This window comes from Streptomyces sp. NPDC045026 (genome assembly GCF_056432625.1).
Map to the genome: position 1 here is coordinate 643,498 of NZ_JBWKIS010000002.1, position 21,855 is coordinate 665,352.

The following is a 21,855-nucleotide window of genomic DNA, read 5'->3' on the forward strand; positions in this document are numbered from 1 at the left end:
TCTACGGCTGCTTGAGCAACGTCAGTGCCATATGGAAGACGGGCGCGTACGCGAGGGCGAGGATGGACGCGCGCCGCCCCACCCGCCCGTCAGCAGGCGGCCCAAGTGCCCCTGCCAGGAGGCCAGGAGGCGAACCCGGCCGAGTCCAGCATCCCGCAGCGGGAAGTAGCTCGGCGAGGTGGGCCGCGATGGCGAGGCCCATCAGGACGTACGTGACGTACGTGACGTACATGACGAGCGGGATCAGCGGGATCAGCATGACGGAGCCGCCGTGGGGACGCGCCGCGGACAGCGGGCGGCGTACAGACGGCGAATGCCGTCAGGCCCCTGCGCCCGGCGTGCGGGTCAGCCAGGCGGCGGCCCGTGCGAGCGCCGCGTCCGCCTCGGGCAGGTACCCGGCCGCGCCCAGGAACCCGTGGAACACCCCCGGATACAGCGCCACCTCCGCCCGCACCCCGGCCCGCGCGAGCCGCCGCGCGTACGCGAGCCCCTCGTCACGCAGCGGGTCGCAGTCCGCGAGGAGCACGAGCGCGGGCGGCAGCCCTTCGAGGTCGGGCGCGAGCCCGGGTGACGCGGCGACGGGATCGCCGTCGGCGCCGAGGTACTGCTCCCAGTACCAGCGCATATGAGCCGCCGTGTGGAAGAACCCCCGCTCGAACGCCACCGGGGACTCGCCGCCGAGCCGGTGGTCGAGGACCGGGTACAGCAGCAACTGGCCCGCGACCGCCGGGCCGGCGGGATCGCCCAGGGCCCGCTGTGCGACGGCCGCGGCCAGGTTCCCGCCGCTGGAGTCCCCGGCGACGAACAGCCGGTCCGGGTCGCACCCCAGCTCCGACGCGTGCGCGGCGGCCCACCGGGCGACGGCGTACGCATCGTGGGAGGCGGCGGGGAACGGGTGCTCGGGCGCACGGCGATAGTCGACGGAAACCACCAACGCACCGGCCGATGAGGCGAGTTGACGGCAGAGTCCGTCGTGCGTGTCGAGGTCGCAGAGCACCCACCCGCCGCCGTGCAGGAACACCACGAGCGGGCGCGGGCCGTCGGCCTCGGGACGGGGAGGGCCGTGCTCGGGTTCGTAGATCCGTACGGGCACGGGGGCGTCGAGGTCCGGCGCGGGCACCAGGCGCTCGGTAACCGACCGCATCGGCACCGCCGGCTTCCCGAGCCCTGCCCGCGCGGCGGCCCGCAGGGCGTCCGGGGCGAGGGGCCCGTCGGCCGGGTCGGGGAACGTGGCCGACATGGCGTCGCACAGGGTGCGCGCCATCGGGGTGAGGGGATCGTGCGGCGTCATCCCGCGGTCGACCCCCCGTCCACCGTGAACTCCGTGCCGGTGATGTACGAGGAGGCGTCCGAGGCCAGGAACAGGACCAGCTCACCGACCTCCTCGGGGCGGCCCATCCGGCCGAGCGGCAGGTGCGACCAGTCCTTGTCCGACACCCCGGCAATCATCGGGGTGTCGATGGCGCCCGGGTGCACCGAGTTGACGCGGATCCCGTACTGCGCAAGGTCGAGCGCCGATGACCGGGTCAGGCCACGCAGCCCGAACTTCGTGGAGCCGTAAGCCGCGTGCCCCGGAATGCCGATGAGACCCGCCGTCGACGAGACGTTGACGACCGATCCGCCGCCCGCCTCCTTCATCGCGGGCACCACGGCCTGGATGCCGAGGAACGGGCCGAGGAGATTGACGCGGATCAGCTGCTCGAAGTTCTCCAGCGTCTCCCGCTCCACCGGCGCGGTGCGCCACAGCGCCGCGTTGTTGACCAGCGCGTCGATCCGCCCGAAGGCGCCGAGCGTGGCGCCGACGACCTCGGCCCAGCTGTCCGGATCGGACACGTCGTGCCGTACGAACAGCCCTTGCTCGCCAAGCGACTTGGCTGCCTCGCGACCCTCCTCCTCGCGTACGTCGGTGATCACGACCCGCGCGCCGGCCGCCGCGGCGAGAGAGGCTTCGGCCGCGCCCTGCCCGCGCCCCGCGCCCGTGATGACGACGACCTTGCCGTCCAGTGAGAGTGTCACTTCGCCTCCAGCGCCCGGAAGTGCGGGATGACCTTCTCGCCCCACTGGCGGATGGTCTCCATGCACGCCTCCTGCGGGACCGTGCCCATCTGGATGAGGCACATCACCTCGTCCACGCCGATCTCGCGGAGCTGCTCGACGTAACTGATCGCGGTGTCGGCGGAGCCGTAGGCGTGCTCGGCGTTGTAGGTGCCGGTGTCGACCGGGCGGGCCGGGATGTTCGCCTCGTGGAGCTTGGCGACGAGCTCCTCGCGGTCTTTGGCCATCGCCGCCACGTGGGTCGCCGCGTCATCGGACTCGGCGTAGGAGGTAGGAGCGGGGCCGTTCCCGTACCAGTGTGCGATCGACTCGGCGAAGAAGCGCTGTCCGCGCGTGCCGAGGCGCAGGGCGAGGTCCGGGTCGTCGAGGACGATGGTCGGGCAGAGCGCCGAGAGGTGGTCGTTGACCTCGGTCGACACGAAGCGCTCGCCGGTGCGGGTCGCGATGGCCTCGTCGTAGACCTTGCGCATCGTGCGGACGTCGTCGGCACCGGCGAAGCCCATCACCAGGGCCCCGATGCCGAGTTCGGCCGCGAGCTTGAGCGTGTCGTGCTTGGAACAGGCCATGAAGAGCGGCGGGTGCGGGGTCTGCACCGGGCGGGGCAGGATCGCGCCGGGCCCGATGTCGATCGAGCCGTGCCACTCGAACTGCTCCTCGCGCCACGCCGAGGAGAAGATCCGCAGGGCCTCCTCCATCTGCGGATACGTGTCCTCGGGGCGGACGCCGTACATCCGCATCTCCTGTTTCGTCGCGCCGCGCCCGGCGCCGATGTCGACGCGGCCGCCGGTCAGCGAGTCGAGCATCGCGGCGCGCTCGGCGACGCGGACGGGGTGCTGGTAGCCGAAGGGCATCGTGACGACGCCGTGCCCGATGCGGATGCGCGAGGTCCTGGCCGCGACCCAGGTCAGGAAGATCTCGGACGCGCTCATGTGCGCGTACTGGGTGAGGGAGTGGTGCTCGACCGCCCAGATGCGGTCGAAGCCCATCTCCTCGGCGAAGACGGCCTGTTCGACACAGTCCTTGAGGACCTGTCGCTCGTTCTCTGGCGTCGGGTCGGCCAGCTGAGCCTCGAAGATCATGGAGAACTTCACGGGGATCCTCCCGAGTGACGTGTTTCTAATAGGAATACTTCTAGCAGGCATACGCAGGTCGAGGGAAGGGGCTACGTAGACTGCGTGGCGTGGTGAAGAAGAAGGCGGTAGACGACACGGCCGGCGCGGAGCGCCCCGCACTCCCGGCGACCAGCTGGGCGGTGCTCGGACTGCTCTCCTTCGGTGAGGAGCTGTCCGGGTACGACCTGAAGAAGTGGTCGGACTGGTCCCTGCGCTTCTTCTACTGGAGCCCGTCGTTCAGCCAGATCTACAGCGAGCTCAAGCGCCTGGAGAAGGCCGGATACGCGACCTCGCGGATGGTCGCGCAGGAGACCGGCACGCGCGACAAGCGGGTCTACCGGATCACCGGCGAAGGCATGGACGCGGTGCGGACCTGGGCCCGCGAGGCGCCCGTCGACCCGCCCGTCCTCAAGCACGGGCCCATGCTGCGGCTCTGGCTCGGGCACCTGCTCGAAGCCGAGCAGATGCGTGAAGTGCTCGCGCGGCACCGGGAGTTCGCCGAGACGATGCGGGTGCGCGCGGAGGAGGACGTGGAGGGCGCGAAGGCCAACGAGGCCTGGACGTACCCCACGCTCACGCTCAAATGGGCCGAGCGGTACTACGCGTCCGAGCGCGACCTCGCCGATGCCATGCTCGCGGACATCGAGGAGCTGGAGCGCGGCAAGCGCCCGTAAGTGCGGCGGAAGTAGAGCAGCGGCCCCGCGTCGCGGTGCGCGGTCAGTGAGGTGACCCGGCCGAGCGCGATGGCGTGGTCGCCTCCGTCGAGCACGTCGGCGAGCTCGCACTCGATCGTGGCGAGTGCCCCGTCGAGCAGGGGCGCGCCGTTGCCGCCGGGCCGCCAGGGTGTGCCCGTGAACTTGTCGTCACCGGTGACCGCGAAGCGCCGGCACAGCTCGCGCTGGTCCTCGGCGAGGACGTTGACCGCGAACCTGCCCGCCGCCTGGATCCGCGGCCAGGTCGTCGAGGTGTGCGCCGGGCAGAAGCAGACCAGGGGCGGGTCGAGCGAGACCGACGAGAACGACTGCACGGCCATGCCCGCGGGGCGGCCGTCGCCGTCGAGTGCGGTGATGACCGCGACGCCCGTACAGAAGCCGGCGAGGGCGGACTTCAGGTCCTCGGCCGAGGTGGCGGGATGGGTGGGGATCGGCATGTGAGGCCTCCAAGGAATGTACCTACTAGGTATATGCCTAACCGAAACACCTGTGATTGGATACCGGCCACGCTCGCACGTCAAGTACCCCTGATCACAGGGAGGGTTCGTGACCAGCACCACCCCACCGCGCACGCTCGCCCAGCTCCCCGAGTACGCCGCCGCCGCGTACGGCGACCGGGAGGCACTCGCCGACGGCGAGGTCCGCTGGACCTTCAGCCGGCTGCGCGACGAGATCGCCGCGTCCGCGCGCGCAGCCGTCGCACACGGCATACGCCCCGGCACCCGCGTCGCGATCTGGGCCGCCAACAGCCGCCAGTGGATCCTCGCCGCACTCGGCGCGGTCGGCGCCGGGGCGGTCCTCGTCCCGGTCAACACGCGCTACAAGGCGGCCGAGGCCGCCGACATCATCCGCCGCAGCGGCGCCGAACTCCTCTTCACGGAACGCGGATTCCTCGGCACCGACTACGTCCACACCCTCCGCGAGAGCGGCGAGGACCTGGGCGCCCTGCGCTCCGTGGTCGTCCTGCGCGGCGACGCGCACGACGACGCGCTCGCATGGGAGGCATACCTGAAGGCGGGCGAAGGAGTCACCGACACCGAACGCCTGGCCCGCGCCGCCGCCGTGGGCCCCGACGACCTCAGCGACATCCTCTACACCTCCGGCACCACCGGCCGTCCCAAGGGCGTGATGACGACCCACGGGCAGACGGTCCGCCTCTATGAGGAGTGGTCGCACCAGGTCACCCTGAGAACAGGCGATCGCTACCTCCTGCTGAACCCCTTCTTCCACACCTTCGGCTACAAGGCCGGCATCATCGCCTGCCTGCTGCGCGGCGTCACGATGCTGCCCGAGGAGGTCTACGACGCCGACCGCGTCCTCGAGCGCATCGCCACCGAACGCGTCTCCTGCCTGATGGGCCCGCCCACGGTCTTCCACGGCCTGATCCACCACCCCCGCAGGAGCGAAGCAGACCTCGGGGCGCTGCGCCTCGCCGGAACGGGCGCCGCCGCCGTCCCGACCGAACTGGTCGAACTCATCCGCACCGAACTCTGCGCCCCCGACGTGTTCACGGCGTACGGGCTCACCGAGTCGGGCGGAGTCGTCTCCGTCTGCCCCACGGACGCCGACGCGTGGACCGTCGCGCACACGGTGGGCCGCGCGCTGCCCGGCACCGAGATCCGGATCGCCTCGCCACTCGGCGACGTCCTGCCCGCCGGCGAACCGGGCGAGGTACAGGTGCGCGGCTACCACGTGATGCGCGGCTACCTGGACGACCGACCGGCAACCCACGAGGCGGTCTCCGAAGAGGGCTGGCTCCGCACGGGCGACATCGGCACGCTCGACGACCGCGGCTTGCTCACCATCACGGACCGGCTCAAGGACATGTACGTCGTCGGCGGATTCAACGCCTATCCGGCCGAGGTGGAGAACACCCTCCTCGGCCACGAACTGATAGCCGACGTCGCCGTGGTCGGAGCTCCGGACGAGCGACTCGGGGAGGTAGGTGTCGCCTTCATCGTCGTGTCCGGTCCCGTAGACGCAAAGAAGCTCACCGCGTGGACGCGCGAGCGCCTCGCCAACTTCAAGGTGCCGCGCCGCTTCGTGACGGTCCCGGAGCTCCCGCGCAACGCGGGCGGCAAGCTCCTCAAGGGCGAACTGCGGCGCAAGGCAAGAGGAGACAGGGCATGAAATTCACCCGGGAACAGGACGAACTGCGTTCCGCCGTACGGGCGGTGCTGGCCCGGCACGAGGGTATGGCCGCGTGGGCGCCGCTCGCCGAGTCCGTCGGCGCGGCGGGCCTGGGGGTGCCCGAGGAGTACGGGGGCTTCGGCGGCGGCACGGTGGAGACGTACGTCGTCATGGAGGAACTGGGCCGGGCGCTGAGCCCGGTCCCGTACCTGGCCTCCACCGTCCTGGCCACACAGGCACTGGTCGCGTCCGGCCACGCGCGGGCCTGCGCAGAGCTGCTGCCCGCGCTGGCCGACGGCTCCGCGCTGGGGGCGCTGGCCTGGGCGGAGAACGGAAGCTGGGAGCCGGAAGCGATGAACGCCCGGGTCGGAGCGGGCCGCCTGACCGGCGTGAAGGAACACGTCCTGGCGGGCCCCGGACGCCCGGACACCCTCCTGGTCCTGGCCCGAGACGAACAGGGACTCGCCCTGTTCCAAGTCGACTCCGAGAACGCCGAGTTCACGCCCCTGCCCACCATGGACCAGACCCGTCCCCAGGCCCGTGTCACCTTCGACGGGACCCCGGCCGAGCGCCTGGCCGCCGACGGAGAACGGGTCGTGTCCCGCGTATGGGACCTCGCCTGCACAGCGCTGGCCGCGGAACAGACAGGCGCCGCAGCCCGAGCACTCGCGGACACGATCCAGTACGCCAAGGACCGTGTGCAGTTCGGGCGGCCCATCGGCTCGTTCCAGGCGGTCAAACACCGCCTGGCCGACCTGCACGTCGAGCTGGAGGCCGCACGCTCGCTCGCGCAAGCCGCCGCGCACTCCGACGCCGAACCCCAGCTTGCGGCAGCCGCCGCGGCCGCCTGCTCCGAGGCGTACACGCACATCGCGGGCGAGATGATCCAGCTGCACGGCGGCATAGGCATCACCTGGGAACACGAGGCACACCGCCACCTGAAGCGGGCCCACTCGGGCCGCCACCTGTTCGGCGCCCCAGCCACACACCGCCAACGCCTCGCCGCCCGGCTCGGCCTGACCCCAGTGACGTAACCTCGGCACTCCCGTCACACCACATTGGAGCCGCCGCATGCCCGGGACCACCGACAACGGCGTACGGCTGCTGCCCGCGGCGGAACGGGCGGCCGCGCCCTGGAAGAACGGCGGCGGGGTCACCCGCAACATCGCGGCGTCGCCGCCGGACGCGGGGACGGACGACTTCGTGTGGCGGGTCAGCCTCGCGGACGTCGAGGGCGACGGCCCGTTCTCGGCGTTCCGCGAGGTCGACCGAACACTGACGATGGTCGAGGGCGCCGGCATGGAACTGACGGTCGGCGCCGAACACCGCACCGTGGACGAGCGCTACGCACCACAGGACTTCCGAGGCGACGTCCCGACCGACTGCCGCCTCATCGACGGCCCGGTCGTGAACTTCAACGTCATGTGGCGCAGGGGAGCCGGCACACCCCCCTCGGTAGCAGTGGTCCGAGGCCGTCTCACCATCACCGGCAAGGCCCTGGTCGTAGCGCTGGACGACGAGGGAGCGAAGGTCGCAGGACATGAACTCGCCCGCTACGACGCCGCACTGATGACCTCAACCACCACAACACTGCACGCCATGGGCCGCACGGCCGTAGTCACCTTCCCCTGAGCGAAGTACGAAACAGCCGTACGCGAGAGGGAAGTCCCACCGTCCCGCAGCCGCGTACGAAACAGCCGTACGCGAGAGGAAGCCCCACCGTCCCGCAGCCGCGTACGTAACACCCGTACGCGAGAGGAACCCCCACCGTCCCGCAGCCGCGTACGAAACACCCGTACGCGAGAGGAAGCCCCACCGTCCCGCAGCCGCCCCACCACGGGAGGGGACGCGGCGGGATGTGCGCGCGGAGCCACGTGCGGGAGCGCGCGGACCAGTGTCCCCGTCCCCCTGAGCCCATAGAACAGCGAGCACGTACATCCCGCCGCGTCCCCGCACCCACGCACGGCGAGACGCAGCAGGCACGACGCCGCACCCACGAACGGGTGTGGGCCCGCACATGCCGACGCCGAGAAGGCTGAACCGCCCCCCAGCACCCAACCCCGGCGTCAGCCCCCCAGCACCCGACCCCGGCGTCAGCCCCCAGCACCCCAACCCCGGCGTCAGCCCCCCAGCACCCGAGCCCGGCAAGCCGCAGGCGCCCCCCACGCGTCCCGCAGCGGCCGAGCCTTGCGTAGCCACAGCGACAGGTCCAGCTCCTGCGTGTACCCGATGGCCCCGTGGAGCTGGAGCGCCGCCCGCGCGGCAGCGTAAGACGCCTCGCCCGCCGCCACCTTCGCCGCCGCGATGTCCCCAGGCGCAAGCGAGAGCGCCGCCCCGAACACCAGCGGCCGCGCGAACTCCAGCCCCGTGAGCGCGTCCGCGAGCCGGTGCTTCACGGCCTGGAAGGAGCCGATGGGAGCGCCGAACTGGGTGCGCTGCGTGGCGTATTCGACGGTCCGGTGCAGCAGGGACAGACCCACGCCGAGCGACTGCGCGGCGGTCAGGAACGCGGCCAGGTCCACAGCACGCGCCGCCGCGTCCCGCACGTCAGGACCCCGGGCGAGAAGCGTCCCGCCCTCCGCAGGCGCGTAGAGCCGGCGCGCAGGATCGGCGGACGGCAACAGCGGCCCGTGTCCGGAGGCAAACCGCAGCTCGTCGCCACGGACGACGAAGACGGCGTCGGCGGAGTCCGCATCCAGGACGTAGGAACCATCCACGCCGAGGGACACCGCCACGTCCCCTGAGGCGATCCCGGGAAGCCACTCCTTGGCGACATCAGGCAGGCAGTCCAGAAGCCGAGCCGCGGCAGCGGTCTCCACTATGGGCCCGGGCACCCCGAACCGCCCCAACTCCACATACGAGACGGCCAGTTCGACCGGCAGGAACCCGGCCCCGTCGTAAGCCTCAGGAACGGTGAGCGCGAAGACACCCGTCCCGCCGAGCCGCGACCACAGCGCCCGCCCCGGCCCGTGATCGCCGGACGACCAGGCCCGGATCACGTCAGGCGTCTCCGCGGCGGTCAGCAGCCGGTCGAGCGTGCGCCCGAACTCGGCCTGTTCCGTGTCGAGGAGGAACCTCATCAGCGCCGTCCCTTCGGCAGGCCGAGCAGCCGCTCGGCGATGATGTCGCGCTGGATCTCGTTGGTCCCCGCATAGATGGGCCCGGCGAGCGAGAAGACGTACCCTTCGCCCCACCCCCCGTCGTCGGCCAACTCCCCGTCCGCACCGAGAAGATCGAGCGCGGTCTCATGCAGGGCGATGTCGTACTCCGACCAGAACACCTTGTTCAGGCTGGACTCGGCACCGATCGTCTGGCCGGCCGCGAACCGCGACGCATTGGCGTACGTGAACAACTGGTACGCGCGCGCCCCGATCAATGCGTCGGCGACGCGATCGCGCATCCCGGGGTCCTCGCCCCCCTCCCGCCACAGCTGTACGAGCCGGTCGGCGGCAGCGAGGAAGCGACCGGGCGACCGCAGCGTGAGCCCCCGCTCGTTCCCCGTGGTCGACATGGCGATACGCCACCCGTTGCCCGGCTCACCGATGACGTCCTCGTCGGGGACGAAGACGCGGTCGAGGAACAGCTCGGCGAACGCCGGCTTCCCGTCGAGCCGCCCGATGGGCCGCACGGTCACCCCTGGCGCCCGCAGGTCGAACATCAGGTAGGTCAGTCCCTGATGGGGCTTGGGGGCGTCAGGATCCGTGCGGAAGATCCCGAAGGCCCGGTCGGCGAACGCGGCCCGCGACGACCAGGTCTTCTGCCCGGACAGCAGCCAGCCACCCTCCGTGCGCACGGCCTTCGACTTCAGGGACGCCAGATCCGAACCGGCCTCCGGCTCGGACCAGGCCTGCGCCCAGATGGTCTCGCCGCTCGCCATGGAGGGCAGCACCCGGGCCCGCTGTTCGGGGGTGCCGTGGTCGAAGAGGGTCGGCGCGAGCAGGTTGATGCCGTTCTGCGAGACACGCCCAGGGGCGCCCGCGGCGTAGTACTCCTCCTCGAAGAGCAGCCACGAAAAGATGTCGGCGCCCCGCCCCCCGTACTCCTCGGGCCAGGACACCACCGACCAGCGCCCGGCGTGGAGTTGTGCCTCCCACGCGCGGTGCGCGGCGAAACCCTCCTCGGTCTCCAGGGACGGCAGCGGCTCGGCCGGGACGTGCCCGGCGAGCCACTCGCGGGCCTCGGCGCGGAACGCGTCCTCGTGGGGTGTGAAGTCGAGGTCCATCAGGCGTTCGCCTCCTTCATGGCGCGTACGTCCATGCCGCCGAGGGAGTCCTTCGCGGTCTCCGCGTTGTGCGCGTGGGCGAGGTGGTGCAGGCCGAACACGGAGTCCATGCCGGCGTGCAGGCCCTGAAGGTCCTCCGCCTGGTTCACCGCCCGCTTGGCGAGGGCGAGCCCGAGCCGCGGCATCTCGGCGACGCGCAGCGCCAACTCGTCGGTCGTCCCCGCGAGTTCGGCACGGGGGACGACGTGGTTGACCATCCCCACCTCGTACGCCCTGCGCGCGTTCATCCGGTCGCCGGTGAACAGGAACTCCTTGGCGACCCGTGGCGGCATCACCCACGGGTGCGCGAAGTATTCGACGCCGGGGATCCCCATGCGCACGACGGGATCGGCGAAGAACGCGTCGTCGGAGGCCACGATCAGGTCGCAGACCCACGCGAGCATCAGCCCGCCCGCCACGCACGCCCCGTGGACCGAGGCGATCACCGGCTTCGGCAGCTCGCGCCAGCGCCGGCACATCCCGAGATAGACCTCCGACTCGCGGGCGAACCGCGACTCGGCGCCCTGCTTGTCCGAGTGGTCCCACCAGAGCCCGGCCCGCCGCTCGAAGGGCAGATGCGCGTCCCGTTCCGGAGTGCCGATGTCGTGCCCCGCGGAGAAGTGGTCACCCGCGCCGGCCAGGACCACGACCTTGACCTCGGGGTCGTCGGCCGCGCGGTAGAAGGCGGCGTCCAGGGCGTAGGTCATCGCCGAGTTCTGCGCGTTGCGATAGCGCGGACGGTTCATCGTCACGTACGCGACAGGGCCGCGGCGCTCGTACAGGACCGGCTCGGGAACCTCGTGCGCGGCGGGCGCGGGGCCCTCGTGCGGGGCGGGTCGAGGACTGTCGTGGGCTGCGGGCATCGGAAACATCCTTCCCTAACAAGTGTTTGGTAGGTTAACGTACGTCCATGAGCAGCGTCGAGGAGTTTCGCGCCGAGATCCGGGCCTGGCTCGCGGACCATCTCGTGGGGGAGTTCGCCGAGTTGAGGGGCCGTGGCGGGCCGGGCCGTGAGCACGAGGCGTTCGCAGAGCGGCTCGCCTGGGAGCGGCACATGGCGGCCCACGGATGGACCTGCGTCGGCTGGCCCGTCGAGCACGGCGGCCGCGGCGCGAGCCTCGAGGAGCAGATCGCGTTCCACGAGGAGTACGCACGCGCGGACGCGCCCGCCCGGGTCAACCACATCGGGGAGCAGCTCCTCGGCCCGACGCTCATCGCCTTCGGCACCGAGGAGCAGAAGAAGCGCTTCCTGCCCCCGATCGTCGCGGTCGAGGAGCTGTGGTGCCAGGGCTACAGCGAGCCGGACGCGGGCTCCGACCTGGCGAACGTCCGCACGAGAGGCACTCTTTCGCCCGACGGATCACAGTGGGTCGTGGACGGCCAGAAGATCTGGACCTCGCTCGCCCATGAGGCGCAGTGGTGCTTCGTCGTCGCCCGCACCGAACCCGGCTCGCGGCGGCACGCGGGCCTGTCCTACCTCCTCGTGCCCCTGGACCAGCCGGGCGGCCGCGTCGACATACGGCCCATCGTGCAGCTCACGGGCACCAGCGAGTTCAACGAGGTGTTCTTCGACGGCGCCCGCACCGACGCGTCCCACATCGTCGGCGAACCCGGCGACGGCTGGCGGATCGCGATGGCCACCCTCGGCTTCGAGCGCGGCGTCTCCACGCTCGGCCAGCAGGTCGGATTCCGCCGCGAATGGGATGGCCTCGCGGCGCTGGCCAGGAAGAACGGCGCGGTGACCGACCCTCTGATCCGGGACCGGCTAGTCCAGGCCTGGGTCGAGCTGGAAGCCATGGCGGCCTCCGCCCGGCGCGGCGTCGGCCCTTCCGTCGGCAAGCTCCACTGGGCGGCCTGGCACCGCGGACTCGGGGAGCTCGCCATGGACGTGTGCGGCGCCGCGTCGACGGTCGCGGCCGGCGAACCCCACGAAACCTATGCACTCGACGACTGGCAGCGGCTGTTCCTCTTCTCCCGCGCCGACACCATCTACGCCGGATCCGACGAGATCCAGAAGAACATCGTCGCCGAGCGCCTGCTCGGCCTGCCCAAGGAGGCGCGGGTATGAGCGCGAAGCCCGAGTACGTGCCGGGCCACGGCCTGCTGAAGGGGCGCACGGCCGTCATCACCGCGGCCGCCGGAGCCGGGATCGGCGGGGCGACGGCGCGCAAGTTCCTCGAAGAGGGCGCCCGCGTCGTCATCAGCGACGCGCACGCCCGCAGACTCAAGGAGAGCGAACAGACGTTCGCCGACGAGTTCGGCGCGGCGAACGTCGCCTCACTGCCCTGCGACGTCACCGACGAGGAACAGGTCGCGGCCCTGTTCGCGCTGGCCGCCGAGACGCACGGCGGTCTCGACATCGTGGTCAACAACGCCGGTCTCGGCGGCACTTCGGACCTCGTCGACATGACGGACGACCAGTGGTCCCGCGTCCTCGACGTCACCTTGAACGGCACGTTCCGGTGCACGAGAGCCGCCCTGCGCGCCTTCCGCGACACCGGCCGCCACGGCGTCGTCGTGAACAACGCGTCCGTCGTCGGCTGGCGCGCCCAGGCCGGACAGGCCCACTACGCCGCCGCCAAGGCCGGCGTCATGGCCCTCACCCGGTGCGCCGCCATCGAGGCCGCCGAGTACGGAGTCCGGGTCAACGCGGTCTCGCCCAGCCTCGCGATGCACCCCCACCTCGTGAAGGTCACCTCCGCCGAACTCCTCGCCGAACTCACCGAGAAGGAGGCCTTCGGCCGCTACGCCGAACCCTGGGAAGTAGCCAACGTGATCGTGTTCCTGGCGTCCGGCTACTCCTCGTACATGACGGGCGAGATCGTCTCCGTCAGCAGCCAGCATGCGTAGCGCCGCCGCCGTACCGGTGAGGACGACAATGGACCCGTGCCTACCAAGAAGAAGCCCCAGGTGACCGCCTCGCCCGAGCGCCGCCGCGAACTCCTCGACACCGCGGCCGAGGTCTTCGCCGCCCAGGGGTACAACGCCACGACCGTCCGCAAGATCGCCGACCACGCGGGCATGCTCGCGGGCAGCCTCTACTACCACTTCGACTCCAAGGAGTCGATGCTCGAAGAGATCCTGCGGACCTTCCTCGACGAGCTGTGGCACGGATACGACTCCGTCCTCGACTCCCGGCTCGGCCCCAGGGAAACCCTGGAGGCCCTCGTCACCGAGTCCTTCCGCGAGATCGACCGGCACCGCGCCGCCGTCGCCATCTACCAGAAGGAGTCCAAGCACCTCGCCGTCCAGGAGCGCTTCGAGTTCCTCGACGCCTCCCAGCGCAAGTTCGAGAAGGCGTGGCTCTCCACCCTGGAGCGCGGCGTCGCCGCCGAGGTGTTCCGCGCCGACCTCGACATCCGGCTCACCTACCGGTTCGTCCGCGACACCGTGTGGGTCGCCGCGTCCTGGTACCGCCCCGGCGGACAGCACAGCCCCGAGGAGATCGCCCGCCAGTACCTCTCGATGGTCCTGGACGGCATCGCCGTACGCGCCACCCAACCCTGAAGGGAAACCCGTCATGGCCGAGGCCTACATAGTCGAAGCGGTCCGCACCCCCGTAGGACGGCGCAAGGGAGGCCTCGCCGCCGCCCACCCCGCCGACCTCGGCGCGCACGTCCTCAAGGAGCTCGTCGCCCGCTCCGGGATCGACCCCGCCGCCGTCGAGGACGTCGTCTTCGGCTGCCTCGACACGGTGGGCCCGCAGGCCGGCGACATCGCGCGGACGGCCTGGCTCGCCGCGGGCCTTCCCGAGGAGGTCCCCGGCGTGACCATCGACCGCCAGTGCGGTTCGTCACAGCAGGCCGTGCACTTCGCGGCGCAAGGCGTCCTGTCCGGCACCCAGGACCTGGTCGTCGCCGGCGGCACGCAGAACATGACGCAGATCCCCATCGCCTTCGCCTCCCGCCAGGCAGCCGAACCCCTCGGCCTCACCGACGGCCCGTACGCGGGCAGCCAGGGCTGGCGCGCCCGCTACGGCGACCAGCCGGTGAACCAGTTCCACGGCGCCGAGCTCATCGCCCGCAAGTGGGGCATCACCCGCCGCGACCAGGAGGAGTGGGCCCTGCGCTCCCACGAGCGCGCGATCCGCGCCATCGACGAGGGCCGCTTCGCCCGCGAGACCGCCGCCTACGGGGACGTCACCGTGGACGAGGGCCCCCGCCGCGACACCACCCTGGAGAAGATGGCGGGCCTCAAGCCCGTCGTCGAAGGCGGCACGATCACCGCGGCCTGCTCCTCGCAGGTCTCCGACGGCGCCGCAGCGATGCTCCTCGCCTCGGAGCGCGCGGTACGTGAGCACGGCCTGACCCCGCGCGCCCGCGTCCACCACCTCTCCGTACGCGGCGAGGACCCCATCCGCATGCTCTCCGCGCCGATCCCCGCGACGGCGTACGCGCTGAAGAAGACCGGCATGTCCATGGACGACATCGACCTCGTCGAGATCAACGAGGCCTTCGCCCCCGTGGTCCTCGCCTGGCTCAAGGAGACGGGCACGGACCCGGAGAAGGTGAACGTGAACGGGGGCGCGATCGCTCTCGGCCACCCCCTCGGTGCGACCGGCACGAAGCTGATGACGACCCTGCTGCACGAGCTGGAGCGCACGGGCGGACGCTACGGACTGCAGACGATGTGCGAGGGAGGGGGCCAGGCGAACGTCACAATCATCGAGCGTCTCTAGTCCCGTGACGGTCGTGCTAGGGTCGATGACGTTGCAGTTTTGGTACCCATAGACTTTATGTGCGCCTGACGGGAATGTTCCTCAGGCGCATTATTGTTTTCCGGCCGGTCCTCCGGGCCAACTCCGGATGGGGCTCAATGGTGCGACTGGAGATTCGAAGGACTCGGATTTCCGTACCGCCCCAGTAAAGGAGATTGTTATGGCCACCGGAACCGTGAAGTGGTTCAACTCGGAAAAGGGCTTCGGCTTCATTGAGCAGGACGGCGGCGGCGCCGACGTCTTCGCCCACTACTCGAACATCGCCACCCAGGGCTTCCGTGAGCTCCAGGAGGGCCAGAAGGTGACGTTCGACGTCACGCAGGGCCAGAAGGGCCCCCAGGCGGAGAACATCCTCCCCGCCTGAAACACCGCTTGATCCCAGGATCACGCACCCCACGGCCGGGGTCCGCACCGCGAAGGTGCGGGCCCCGGCCCGTGCTGTCCCCAGGCCGGCGGCTCGCAGATGCGTCGATGGCCACACCAGGCCGGCGGCTCGCAGACGCGTCGATGGCCACCGGCTCCCGGCCGCCCAGGCCCAGGAAGGCATGCCCGCATGGCTAACCCCGCACGTCCGCCCCGCCCGACCCGCACCCGGTCCGCATCCGCTTCAGGAAACGCGGGCGCCGGAAACGCCGGAAGGAATTCCCGGGGCGGAAGGTCCGGCGGAAAGGGCCGCGTTCCCGAGCGCAGGCCCACGCCGCCGCAGGAATTCACGATGCCGGAGAACACGACGCCGGCGCTGCCCGCGGCCGCGACGTTCGCCGAGCTCGACATGCCGGCCGGCCTTCTGAAGACGCTCACCGAGCAGGGCGTCACCGAGCCGTTCCCCATTCAGGGCGCCACCCTCCCCAACTCCCTCGCGGGACGCGACCTCCTCGGCCGCGGCCGCACCGGCTCCGGCAAGACCCTCGCGTTCGGCCTGCCGATGCTCGCCCGCACCGCCGGTCTCAAGGCGGAGCCGCGCATGCCGCTGGCTCTCGTCCTCGTGCCGACCCGCGAGCTCGCCCAGCAGGTAACCGACGCGCTCACCCCGTACGCGGGCGCCGTCAGGCTCCGCCTGACCACCGTCGTCGGCGGCATGTCGATCTCCCGCCAGGCGTCCTCCCTGCGCCGCGGTGCGGACGTCGTCGTGGCGACGCCCGGCCGCCTCAAGGACCTCATCGAGCGCGGCGACTGCGACCTGTCCGAGGTGCGGATCACCGTCCTCGACGAGGCCGACCAGATGGCCGACATGGGCTTCATGCCGCAGGTCACGGCGCTCCTCAAGCAGGTCGCCCCGGGTGGCCAGACCATGCTGTTCTCGGCGACGCTCGACCGGAACGTCGACCGGCTCGTCCGGCAGTTCCTGACCGACCCGGTCGTCCACTCCGTGGACCCGTCGGCGGGCGCCGTCACCACGATGGAGCACCACGTCCTCCACGTGCTCGACGAGACCGACAAGAAGGCCGTCACCGCGCGCATCGCCGCCCGCGAAGGCCGCGTGATCCTCTTCGTCGACACCAAGCGGTCCGCCGACCGGCTCGCCAAGCGGCTCCTCGCCAGCGGTGTCCTCGCTGCGCCGCTGCACGGTGGACGTTCGCAGCCGCAGCGCAACCGCACCCTTGAGCAGTTCAAGGACGGCCGGGTCACGGCCCTCGTCGCCACGAACGTCGCCGCCCGCGGCATACATGTCGACGACCTCGGCCTCGTCGTGAACGTCGACCCGCCGACCGAGCACAAGGACTACCTGCACCGCGGCGGCCGCACCGCCCGCGCCGGCGAGTCCGGCAGCGTCGTCACGCTGGTCCTGCCCGAGCAGAAGCGCGACGTCACGCGCCTCATGCGGGACGCGGGCATCCGCCCGGAGACCACCCAGGTCAAGTCCACCGACGAAGAGCTCGTCCGCATCACCGGCGCGCGGGAGCCCTCCGGCGTCCCCGCCGTCATCGAGGTCCCGGAGCCGACCGCTCCGGCTGCCTCCGGAAACCGCCAGCCGCGGCGCAGCCGGGGCGGCAGCGGACGCGGCCAGGGCGGCGGCCAGGCGGGGCGCGCCCAGGGTGGGCGCGCGCAGGCCGGGCGCGGCGAAGGCGGCGGCCAAGGCGGCGGGCGCGGCCAGGCCGTCCAGGGCGGTCGTTCCCAGGGCGCCGGTGGCCGGGGCCAGGGCGGCCGGGGCCAGGGCGGTCCCGGGCAGGGCGGCGCCGGTCAGAGCGCCGGCGGGCGCGGCGGCCGGGCGCGGCGCGGTCCGCGTGACGCCGGGCGCGGCGCGGCAGCGTAAGCGGTACTCCAGCTGAGCGGCGGGGCGGTGGGACGAGGCGAACAGCCTCGACCCACCGCCCCGCTTCGCGTTCGTGTCGGTCTTCGCGTTCGCGTCAGTCGAGCAGCCGGTGGCGCAGGGCCGCGACGGTGCCCAGGTCGAGGCCGAGCCCCTGCGAGACGTACCGGCCCAGGCTGCCGTAGTCCGCCCGTGCCTGGTCGACCGCCGCCGACAGATACTCCGTACGGACCTCCTGGAGCGGGATCAGCAGGTCCGGATCGAGCATCATGCCGGACTGCTTCAGCCCGTCGCGCACCTTCGCGTCGTACGCGGCACGGAACGTGTTCGACGCCAAGTAGTCGTCCACGGCGGTCCGTTCGGGCACGCCGAGCAGGAGCAGCAGGACGTACGTCGTCCAGCCCGTGCGGTCCTTCCCCGACGTGCAGTGGTACAGGAGGGCCCCCCGGCCCCCGGTGCCGTACGCGCAGTCGCGCAGTGTGGCCGCGAACCGCGCGCGGTTGTCCGCGTCCGACACGAACCGCGGATACACGCTCCGCATGAACGCGGCCGCCCGGCCGCCGCCGAGCATCTCCTCCTGCCGCTTGGGGTCCTTGGAACTGATGGCGGCCATCATCTGCGCGTACAGGCCGTTGTCGGACACCGGCCGCGAGTCCGGAGTGAGGCCGGCGGGGAGGCGGTCCGCTCCGTCGTACTGGATCTCCACCGGCACCCGGTAGTCGACCACCCGGCGCAGACCGAGGCCCGAGAGCGTCGTGACGTCGGCGTCGGTGAGCTTGGACAGGGCGTCGGCGCGGTAGACGAGTCCGTGGCGGACGCTACCGCCGCCGAGGGCCCGGTAGCCGCCCACGTCGCGGACGTTGACCGCGCCCTGGAGGGGGATGTGCCGGACCGGCGGGTCCTGGTACGGACGACGCCGTCCGGCGGCGGTGGCACCGGGCGCGACGGCCGCGGCCGTCAGCGTGGTGAGCGCGGCGCCGACGAGGGCGCGTCTGGACACGGTGTGTGGCGTGCGTGGCATCGCTGAACTCCCTTGCGGGAAGCGGGATCACCCTGGGGTAGGCAGGGTGCCGAGCACGTGCCGGGCCTCGGACATCACGCGGGTGACGAGTTCCTCGCAGCTCGGGAGGTCCTCGATCACCCCCGCGACCTGGCCCGATGCCATGACGCCGAGGTCGGTGCGGCCCTCGACCATGGACGCCTTGAGGAGCATGGGGGTGTTCGCGGCGAGCAGGACCTGGCTCCACGACAGCTCTTTGCCGTGCTTCATCGCCAGCCCGTCGCGGACCATCTGCGGCCAGCTCAGGCCCGACAGCTTCCTGAACCCGGCGGCCCGCCGCACGGCCTGAGCGAGCGCGCGCGTACGCCCCGCCCGCTCCAGCGAGTCGACGAGATCCGTCCGCAGCATGCGGTGCGGCAGCCCGTCCACGGCCGTCGTCACCGTGACGTCCTTGACCGTGGCCGCCAGATATCTCGCCTTCACCGCGTCGGGGACGGTCGAGTCGGAGGTGAGCAGGAAACGGGTGCCCATGGCGACGCCGGCCGCCCCGTACGCGAGGGCGGCGACCAGGCCGCGCCCGTCGTGGAACCCGCCCGCGCCGATCACGGGGATGTCCACGGCGTCGACGACCTGCGGCAGCAGCACCGTCGTCGCGACGTCCCCCGTGTGCCCGCCGCCCTCGCCGCCCTGCACGATGACGGCGTCCGCGCCCCACGCGGCGACCTTCTCGGCATGACGCCGGGCACCGATGGACGGGATGACGACGACGCCCGCGTCCTTCAGCTCGGCGATCAGGTCACGGGACGGCGCGAGCGCGAACGAGGCGACCCGCACCCCCTCGTCGATGATCACCCGCACGCGGTCCCGCGCGTCACCGGCGTCCGCGCGCAGATTGACCCCGAAGGGTTCGTCCGTACGGGACTTCACCTCCCGCACCGCCGACCTGAGCTGGTCGAGCGTCATGGTGGCGGACGCCAGGATGCCGAGCGCCCCGGCGTTCGCCGACGCCGACACGAGGCGCGGGCCCGCGACCCAGCCCATGCCGGTCTGCACGAGCGGGTGGCGGACGCCGACCAGCTTGGTGAACGCCGTCTCGATCGTCGCTTCGCTCATACGGGCCTGACCTCGCGGTCGCGCCGGCCCTTCGGGTCGATGACCTCGCGGATCAGCCGCAGCTCCTCGGGGGTGGGCTCACGCGTGGACGGCACGTCGCCCCCGTCCGGCAGGACGAGCGGGAAGCCCGTCGCCGCGATCACCTCGTCGACGGTGACTCCGGGGTGCACCGACGCGAGCCGCATCGAGCGGTCCGGCGTCTCGAAGTCGAAGACGCCGAGGTTCGACACGACGCGCGGGATGCGGTGGTAGCGCGTCGCCGACGGTCCCGCGGCGGCGGCGCTGTCGTATCCGACCCCGCTGATCATGTCGACCTTCTCGACGAACACGCGCGCGGAGTGCTTCGGAACCCAGTAACTCACCGGATTGTTGAGGGTGTTGACGGGTGCGCCGCGCACGCCGAGCAGCTGGCGGGCGGGGCGATCCCAGTCGCCGATGCACGAGATGTTCTGGTTGCCGTGCCGGTCGATCTGGCTCGCGCCCATCATCACGTGGCGCCTGCCGCCGGTGACCATGGTGAGGTGCTGACGGTACGGAAGCCAGCCCTCCGGCTCCCCGTCGAGCCCCACGGTCATCGCCTCGCCGTCGGTGAGGAGGAGATCGGGGGAGAAGGTGCGCTTGGCGAGGCGGGCCCCGACGGACGGGATCAGGCCCATGGGGCTCGCCAGGATCTCACCGCTGTCGCGCCAGGCGTCGGCGCAGGCGATGACGCAGTATTCGGCGCGGGTGGGGGTGGTGGTAGCTGTCGCCGGTGCGGGTGGGGGCGTGGCTGCGGTGGCCGGCGCCGCCTGCTCCTCCTGCTCCGAGCGCCAGTTCCGTACCGCTTCCTGGTAGCTCTTCTCGTCGCCTCGCGCGGGCAGGAAGCGCTCGGCGAACTCGGGCCAGGGCGTGGACGCGTACAGCTTCTGGAACGCCTCGTCCCGCCCGTAGTCGGGGGCGCACGACGTGAAGTGCGCGCCGTTCGGCGTCTCGACCACACCGGTGACCGCGTGCCGCTTGACGAGGAGGGTCTGCGGAACGGCGTCCCCGAATCCCTCCACCAGCTCCTCGCACGACATGTACGCCGCGTCGGCCGCTTCGCAGAACAGGTCGTCGAAGTACGGGTCGGGGCCCAGGTACTGGCCGTTTCCGTGTCGGTCCGCGCGGTTCATGTGGACGAGCGCCGCGTCCATCCGCAGCGCCGGCATCGCGACCAGCGTCTCCCCGTCCTCGTACGGCGAACCGACCGTCCTCAGCCCGGGGTTGACGCGCATGACGTCCGAGCCGATGCCGGCCCGCACGGGGATGAAGGGGAGCCGGTTCGCCGCGGCGTGCAGGCCCCACATGAACATCGCCTCGTCGACCTCCGTCAGCTCGAACGCGCCGCGCTGGCGGGCCTCGCGGAAGTGCGGTTCGAGCGGGATCGAGTCGAGGGTCACGAACGGGGTGACCAGCTTGCGGATCTTCCCGGCGGCGGCGAGCAGGCCGACGTCCGGGCCGCCGTACGCGACGACGGTGAGATCCGTGACGTCGCTGCGCAGCAGGGCCCGTACGAGGGCCATGGGCTTGCGGCGCGAGCCCCAGCCGCCGATGCCGACGGTCATGCCGCTGCGGAGCCGGGCGACGACGTCCTCGGGCGTCATGGTCTTGTCCGTCACTTGGCTTCCCCCTTGCTTGCCGTGCTCGTGTCTGTGTCTGTGGCTGGGCCTGTGTCTGTGCTCGTGCCGAACGTGTCGCGGATGCGGTCCGCGACGCCGCTGAGGTTCGCCTCGAAGGTGAAGCCCTGCTCGAAGCGGTAGCTCCGGCGTACGTCGACGGGGTCGATGCCGTTGATCGCGGCCTTGGCGAGGCGGATGAGCGAGCCGTCCTTGCGGGCGATCTCGCGGGCCAGGTCCAGGGCGGCGGCCCTCAGTTCGGCGCGCGGCACGACCTTCCAGACGGAGCCATGCGCGTGCAGCTCCTGCGCCGTCGCCGTGCGCGAGGTGTAGTAGAGGGTGCGCATCAGGTGCTGCGGCACGAGCCTGGCGAGATGGGTCGCGGCGCCGAGCGCTCCGCGGTCGAGCTCGGGGAGGCCGAACGTGGCGTCGTCCGAGGCGACGATCGCGTCCGCGTTGCCCACGAGGCCGATGCCGCCGCCCAGACAGAAGCCGTTGACCGCGGCGACGACCGGTACCTCGCACTCGTACACGGCCGCGAAGGCCTCGTAGCAGCCGCGGTTCGCGCCGACGAGGGCGCTGTGGCCGCCGGACGCCGTGTCGCGCTGCATCTCCTTGATGTCGACGCCCGCGTTGAACCCCCGGCCCTCGGAGGCGAGGACGACGCAGCGCACGTCCGGGTCGCGGCCCGCCGCGCGCAGGGCGTCGGCCAGGTCGTACCAGCCCCGCACCGGCAGCGCGTTGACCGGAGGGAAGTCCACCGTGACGACGGCGATCCCCTTTTCGGGTGAGGAGGTGGAGACACCCATGGCGTTCAGCTACCTTTCCACCTAACGTTTGTTTGGTAGGAAGGTAGCAGGCGATGGGGA

Annotated in this window: 22 protein-coding genes and 1 pseudogene; 10 read left to right on the plus strand and 13 right to left on the minus strand. The window is 71.5% G+C overall.

The window, feature by feature from the left end; all coding sequences use genetic code 11:
- Position 1: 1 nt before the first annotated feature.
- Genes AC07EJ_RS06730 through AC07EJ_RS06745 form a run of 4 tightly spaced genes read right to left on the minus strand, consistent with a single transcriptional unit; the run spans position 2 to position 3,146 of the window.
- Positions 2 to 259, minus strand: coding sequence for a hypothetical protein (locus AC07EJ_RS06730; RefSeq protein ID WP_478883884.1), 258 nt, complete (start codon positions 257 to 259; stop codon positions 2 to 4).
- A 60-nt stretch (positions 260 to 319) separates the two neighbouring features.
- The gene (locus AC07EJ_RS06735) at positions 320 to 1,264 is read right to left on the minus strand and encodes an alpha/beta hydrolase (protein WP_389475120.1); all 945 of its coding nucleotides are present in this window, start codon (positions 1,262 to 1,264) and stop codon (positions 320 to 322) included.
- Positions 1,265 to 1,287: 23 nt separating this feature from the next.
- A complete protein-coding gene (locus AC07EJ_RS06740; RefSeq protein ID WP_389475122.1) occupies positions 1,288 to 2,016 on the minus strand; it encodes an SDR family NAD(P)-dependent oxidoreductase in 729 nt (242 codons plus the stop codon).
- Positions 2,013 to 3,146 (minus strand): LLM class flavin-dependent oxidoreductase, encoded by a 1,134-nt coding sequence (locus tag AC07EJ_RS06745; RefSeq protein WP_478883885.1) that lies wholly within the window; start codon positions 3,144 to 3,146, stop codon positions 2,013 to 2,015. The genes AC07EJ_RS06740 and AC07EJ_RS06745 overlap by 4 nt, the downstream gene beginning before the upstream one ends.
- Positions 3,147 to 3,235: 89 nt before the next feature.
- Between AC07EJ_RS06745 and AC07EJ_RS06750 the strand changes: the two genes are divergently transcribed.
- Positions 3,236 to 3,841, plus strand: a complete 606-nt coding sequence (locus tag AC07EJ_RS06750) for a helix-turn-helix transcriptional regulator (protein WP_389475126.1) — start codon at positions 3,236 to 3,238, stop codon at positions 3,839 to 3,841.
- On the opposite strand, the gene AC07EJ_RS06755 is transcribed toward AC07EJ_RS06750, so the two are convergent.
- Positions 3,766 to 4,317 (minus strand): flavin reductase family protein, encoded by a 552-nt coding sequence (locus tag AC07EJ_RS06755; RefSeq protein ID WP_389475128.1) that lies wholly within the window; start codon positions 4,315 to 4,317, stop codon positions 3,766 to 3,768. The genes AC07EJ_RS06750 and AC07EJ_RS06755 overlap by 76 nt on opposite strands.
- Positions 4,318 to 4,426: 109 nt before the next feature.
- Here AC07EJ_RS06755 and AC07EJ_RS06760 point away from each other — a divergent pair, with 109 nt between their 5' ends.
- The 3 genes from AC07EJ_RS06760 to AC07EJ_RS06770 are packed head-to-tail and all read left to right on the plus strand — an operon-like array spanning position 4,427 to position 7,642.
- Positions 4,427 to 6,010 carry a FadD3 family acyl-CoA ligase gene (locus AC07EJ_RS06760; protein WP_478883886.1) on the plus strand — a complete coding sequence of 528 codons (1,584 nt, stop codon included), beginning with the start codon at positions 4,427 to 4,429 and terminating at the stop codon, positions 6,008 to 6,010.
- Complete coding sequence (locus AC07EJ_RS06765; RefSeq protein WP_478883887.1) at positions 6,007 to 7,044, plus strand: acyl-CoA dehydrogenase family protein; 1,038 nt, start codon at positions 6,007 to 6,009, stop codon at positions 7,042 to 7,044. Before AC07EJ_RS06760 ends, AC07EJ_RS06765 begins: the two co-directional genes overlap by 4 nt.
- Positions 7,045 to 7,081: 37 nt before the next feature.
- Positions 7,082 to 7,642 carry a HutD/Ves family protein gene (locus AC07EJ_RS06770; RefSeq protein ID WP_478883888.1) on the plus strand — a complete coding sequence of 187 codons (561 nt, stop codon included), beginning with the start codon at positions 7,082 to 7,084 and terminating at the stop codon, positions 7,640 to 7,642.
- Positions 7,643 to 8,130: 488 nt separating this feature from the next.
- Here the strand turns inward: AC07EJ_RS06770 and AC07EJ_RS06775 are convergent, their stop codons facing one another.
- From AC07EJ_RS06775 to AC07EJ_RS06785, 3 genes are read right to left on the minus strand one after another with little or no spacing between them, the layout of a single operon-like run.
- Entirely contained in the window at positions 8,131 to 9,090 is a 960-nt protein-coding gene (locus tag AC07EJ_RS06775) for an acyl-CoA dehydrogenase family protein (RefSeq protein ID WP_478883889.1), read from the minus strand.
- Positions 9,090 to 10,232 (minus strand): acyl-CoA dehydrogenase family protein, encoded by a 1,143-nt coding sequence (locus AC07EJ_RS06780; RefSeq protein ID WP_393582318.1) that lies wholly within the window; start codon positions 10,230 to 10,232, stop codon positions 9,090 to 9,092. Before AC07EJ_RS06780 ends, AC07EJ_RS06775 begins: the two co-directional genes overlap by 1 nt.
- Positions 10,232 to 11,134, minus strand: coding sequence for an enoyl-CoA hydratase (locus tag AC07EJ_RS06785; protein WP_478883890.1), 903 nt, complete (start codon positions 11,132 to 11,134; stop codon positions 10,232 to 10,234). The genes AC07EJ_RS06780 and AC07EJ_RS06785 overlap by 1 nt, the downstream gene beginning before the upstream one ends.
- 47 nt (positions 11,135 to 11,181) lie before the next feature.
- On the opposite strand from AC07EJ_RS06785, the gene AC07EJ_RS06790 reads away from it, so the two are divergent.
- From AC07EJ_RS06790 to AC07EJ_RS06815, 6 genes are all read left to right on the plus strand, one after another.
- Positions 11,182 to 12,339 carry an acyl-CoA dehydrogenase family protein gene (locus AC07EJ_RS06790; RefSeq protein WP_478883891.1) on the plus strand — a complete coding sequence of 386 codons (1,158 nt, stop codon included), beginning with the start codon at positions 11,182 to 11,184 and terminating at the stop codon, positions 12,337 to 12,339.
- A complete protein-coding gene (locus AC07EJ_RS06795) occupies positions 12,336 to 13,121 on the plus strand; it encodes an SDR family oxidoreductase (RefSeq protein ID WP_389475144.1) in 786 nt (261 codons plus the stop codon). The genes AC07EJ_RS06790 and AC07EJ_RS06795 overlap by 4 nt, the downstream gene beginning before the upstream one ends.
- Positions 13,122 to 13,157: 36 nt before the next feature.
- Positions 13,158 to 13,778: a TetR/AcrR family transcriptional regulator gene (locus AC07EJ_RS06800; RefSeq protein WP_389475146.1), complete on the plus strand. Its 621-nt coding sequence runs from the start codon at positions 13,158 to 13,160 to the stop codon at positions 13,776 to 13,778.
- A 13-nt stretch (positions 13,779 to 13,791) separates the two neighbouring features.
- Positions 13,792 to 14,949 carry an acetyl-CoA C-acetyltransferase gene (locus tag AC07EJ_RS06805; RefSeq protein ID WP_362905527.1) on the plus strand — a complete coding sequence of 386 codons (1,158 nt, stop codon included), beginning with the start codon at positions 13,792 to 13,794 and terminating at the stop codon, positions 14,947 to 14,949.
- Positions 14,950 to 15,148: 199 nt separating this feature from the next.
- A complete protein-coding gene (locus tag AC07EJ_RS06810; protein ID WP_042152846.1) occupies positions 15,149 to 15,352 on the plus strand; it encodes a cold-shock protein in 204 nt (67 codons plus the stop codon).
- Positions 15,353 to 15,541: 189 nt separating this feature from the next.
- Positions 15,542 to 17,242, plus strand: a complete 1,701-nt coding sequence (locus tag AC07EJ_RS06815) for a DEAD/DEAH box helicase (RefSeq protein ID WP_389475149.1) — start codon at positions 15,542 to 15,544, stop codon at positions 17,240 to 17,242.
- A gap of 94 nt (positions 17,243 to 17,336) precedes the next feature.
- On the opposite strand, the gene AC07EJ_RS06820 is transcribed toward AC07EJ_RS06815, so the two are convergent.
- The 5 genes and pseudogenes from AC07EJ_RS06820 to AC07EJ_RS06840 all read right to left on the minus strand — a co-directional run bounded on the left by AC07EJ_RS06820 (position 17,337) and on the right by AC07EJ_RS06840 (position 21,795).
- The gene (locus tag AC07EJ_RS06820) at positions 17,337 to 18,260 is read right to left on the minus strand and encodes a tyrosine-protein phosphatase (protein ID WP_389475151.1); all 924 of its coding nucleotides are present in this window, start codon (positions 18,258 to 18,260) and stop codon (positions 17,337 to 17,339) included.
- 27 nt (positions 18,261 to 18,287) lie between these two features.
- Positions 18,288 to 19,337, minus strand: a complete 1,050-nt coding sequence (locus AC07EJ_RS06825) for an NAD(P)H-dependent flavin oxidoreductase (protein WP_478883930.1) — start codon at positions 19,335 to 19,337, stop codon at positions 18,288 to 18,290.
- Between the two features lie 11 nt (positions 19,338 to 19,348).
- Positions 19,349 to 20,059, minus strand: coding sequence for a CoA-transferase subunit beta (locus tag AC07EJ_RS06830; protein WP_389475644.1), 711 nt, complete (start codon positions 20,057 to 20,059; stop codon positions 19,349 to 19,351).
- Between the two features lie 90 nt (positions 20,060 to 20,149).
- Positions 20,150 to 20,989 (minus strand): annotated as a pseudogene (locus tag AC07EJ_RS06835) (CoA transferase subunit A); the annotation flags it as partial.
- Complete coding sequence (locus tag AC07EJ_RS06840) at positions 20,986 to 21,795, minus strand: enoyl-CoA hydratase family protein (protein WP_478883892.1); 810 nt, start codon at positions 21,793 to 21,795, stop codon at positions 20,986 to 20,988. The gene AC07EJ_RS06840 and the pseudogene AC07EJ_RS06835, both read right to left, overlap by 4 nt.
- Positions 21,796 to 21,855 lie beyond the last annotated feature (60 nt).

Excerpts from the sequence above, each read along its gene's own strand:
- AC07EJ_RS06840 (WP_478883892.1), bottom strand. The coding sequence starts at position 21,795 with ATGGGTGTCTCCACCTCCTCACCCGAAAAGGGGATCGCCGTCGTCACG.
- AC07EJ_RS06795 (WP_389475144.1), top strand. The coding sequence starts at position 12,336 with ATGAGCGCGAAGCCCGAGTACGTGCCGGGCCACGGCCTGCTGAAGGGG.
- AC07EJ_RS06805 (WP_362905527.1), top strand. The coding sequence starts at position 13,792 with ATGGCCGAGGCCTACATAGTCGAAGCGGTCCGCACCCCCGTAGGACGG.
- AC07EJ_RS06770 (WP_478883888.1), top strand. The coding sequence starts at position 7,082 with ATGCCCGGGACCACCGACAACGGCGTACGGCTGCTGCCCGCGGCGGAA.
- AC07EJ_RS06790 (WP_478883891.1), top strand. The coding sequence starts at position 11,182 with ATGAGCAGCGTCGAGGAGTTTCGCGCCGAGATCCGGGCCTGGCTCGCG.
- AC07EJ_RS06785 (WP_478883890.1), bottom strand. The coding sequence starts at position 11,134 with ATGCCCGCAGCCCACGACAGTCCTCGACCCGCCCCGCACGAGGGCCCC.
- AC07EJ_RS06780 (WP_393582318.1), bottom strand. The coding sequence starts at position 10,232 with ATGGACCTCGACTTCACACCCCACGAGGACGCGTTCCGCGCCGAGGCC.
- AC07EJ_RS06775 (WP_478883889.1), bottom strand. The coding sequence starts at position 9,090 with ATGAGGTTCCTCCTCGACACGGAACAGGCCGAGTTCGGGCGCACGCTC.
- AC07EJ_RS06815 (WP_389475149.1), top strand. The coding sequence starts at position 15,542 with ATGGCTAACCCCGCACGTCCGCCCCGCCCGACCCGCACCCGGTCCGCA.
- AC07EJ_RS06735 (WP_389475120.1), bottom strand. The coding sequence starts at position 1,264 with ATGGCGCGCACCCTGTGCGACGCCATGTCGGCCACGTTCCCCGACCCG.
- AC07EJ_RS06765 (WP_478883887.1), top strand. The coding sequence starts at position 6,007 with ATGAAATTCACCCGGGAACAGGACGAACTGCGTTCCGCCGTACGGGCG.
- AC07EJ_RS06755 (WP_389475128.1), bottom strand. The coding sequence starts at position 4,317 with ATGCCGATCCCCACCCATCCCGCCACCTCGGCCGAGGACCTGAAGTCC.
- AC07EJ_RS06730 (WP_478883884.1), bottom strand. The coding sequence starts at position 259 with ATGCTGATCCCGCTGATCCCGCTCGTCATGTACGTCACGTACGTCACG.
- AC07EJ_RS06820 (WP_389475151.1), bottom strand. The coding sequence starts at position 18,260 with ATGCCACGCACGCCACACACCGTGTCCAGACGCGCCCTCGTCGGCGCC.
- AC07EJ_RS06810 (WP_042152846.1), top strand. The coding sequence starts at position 15,149 with ATGGCCACCGGAACCGTGAAGTGGTTCAACTCGGAAAAGGGCTTCGGC.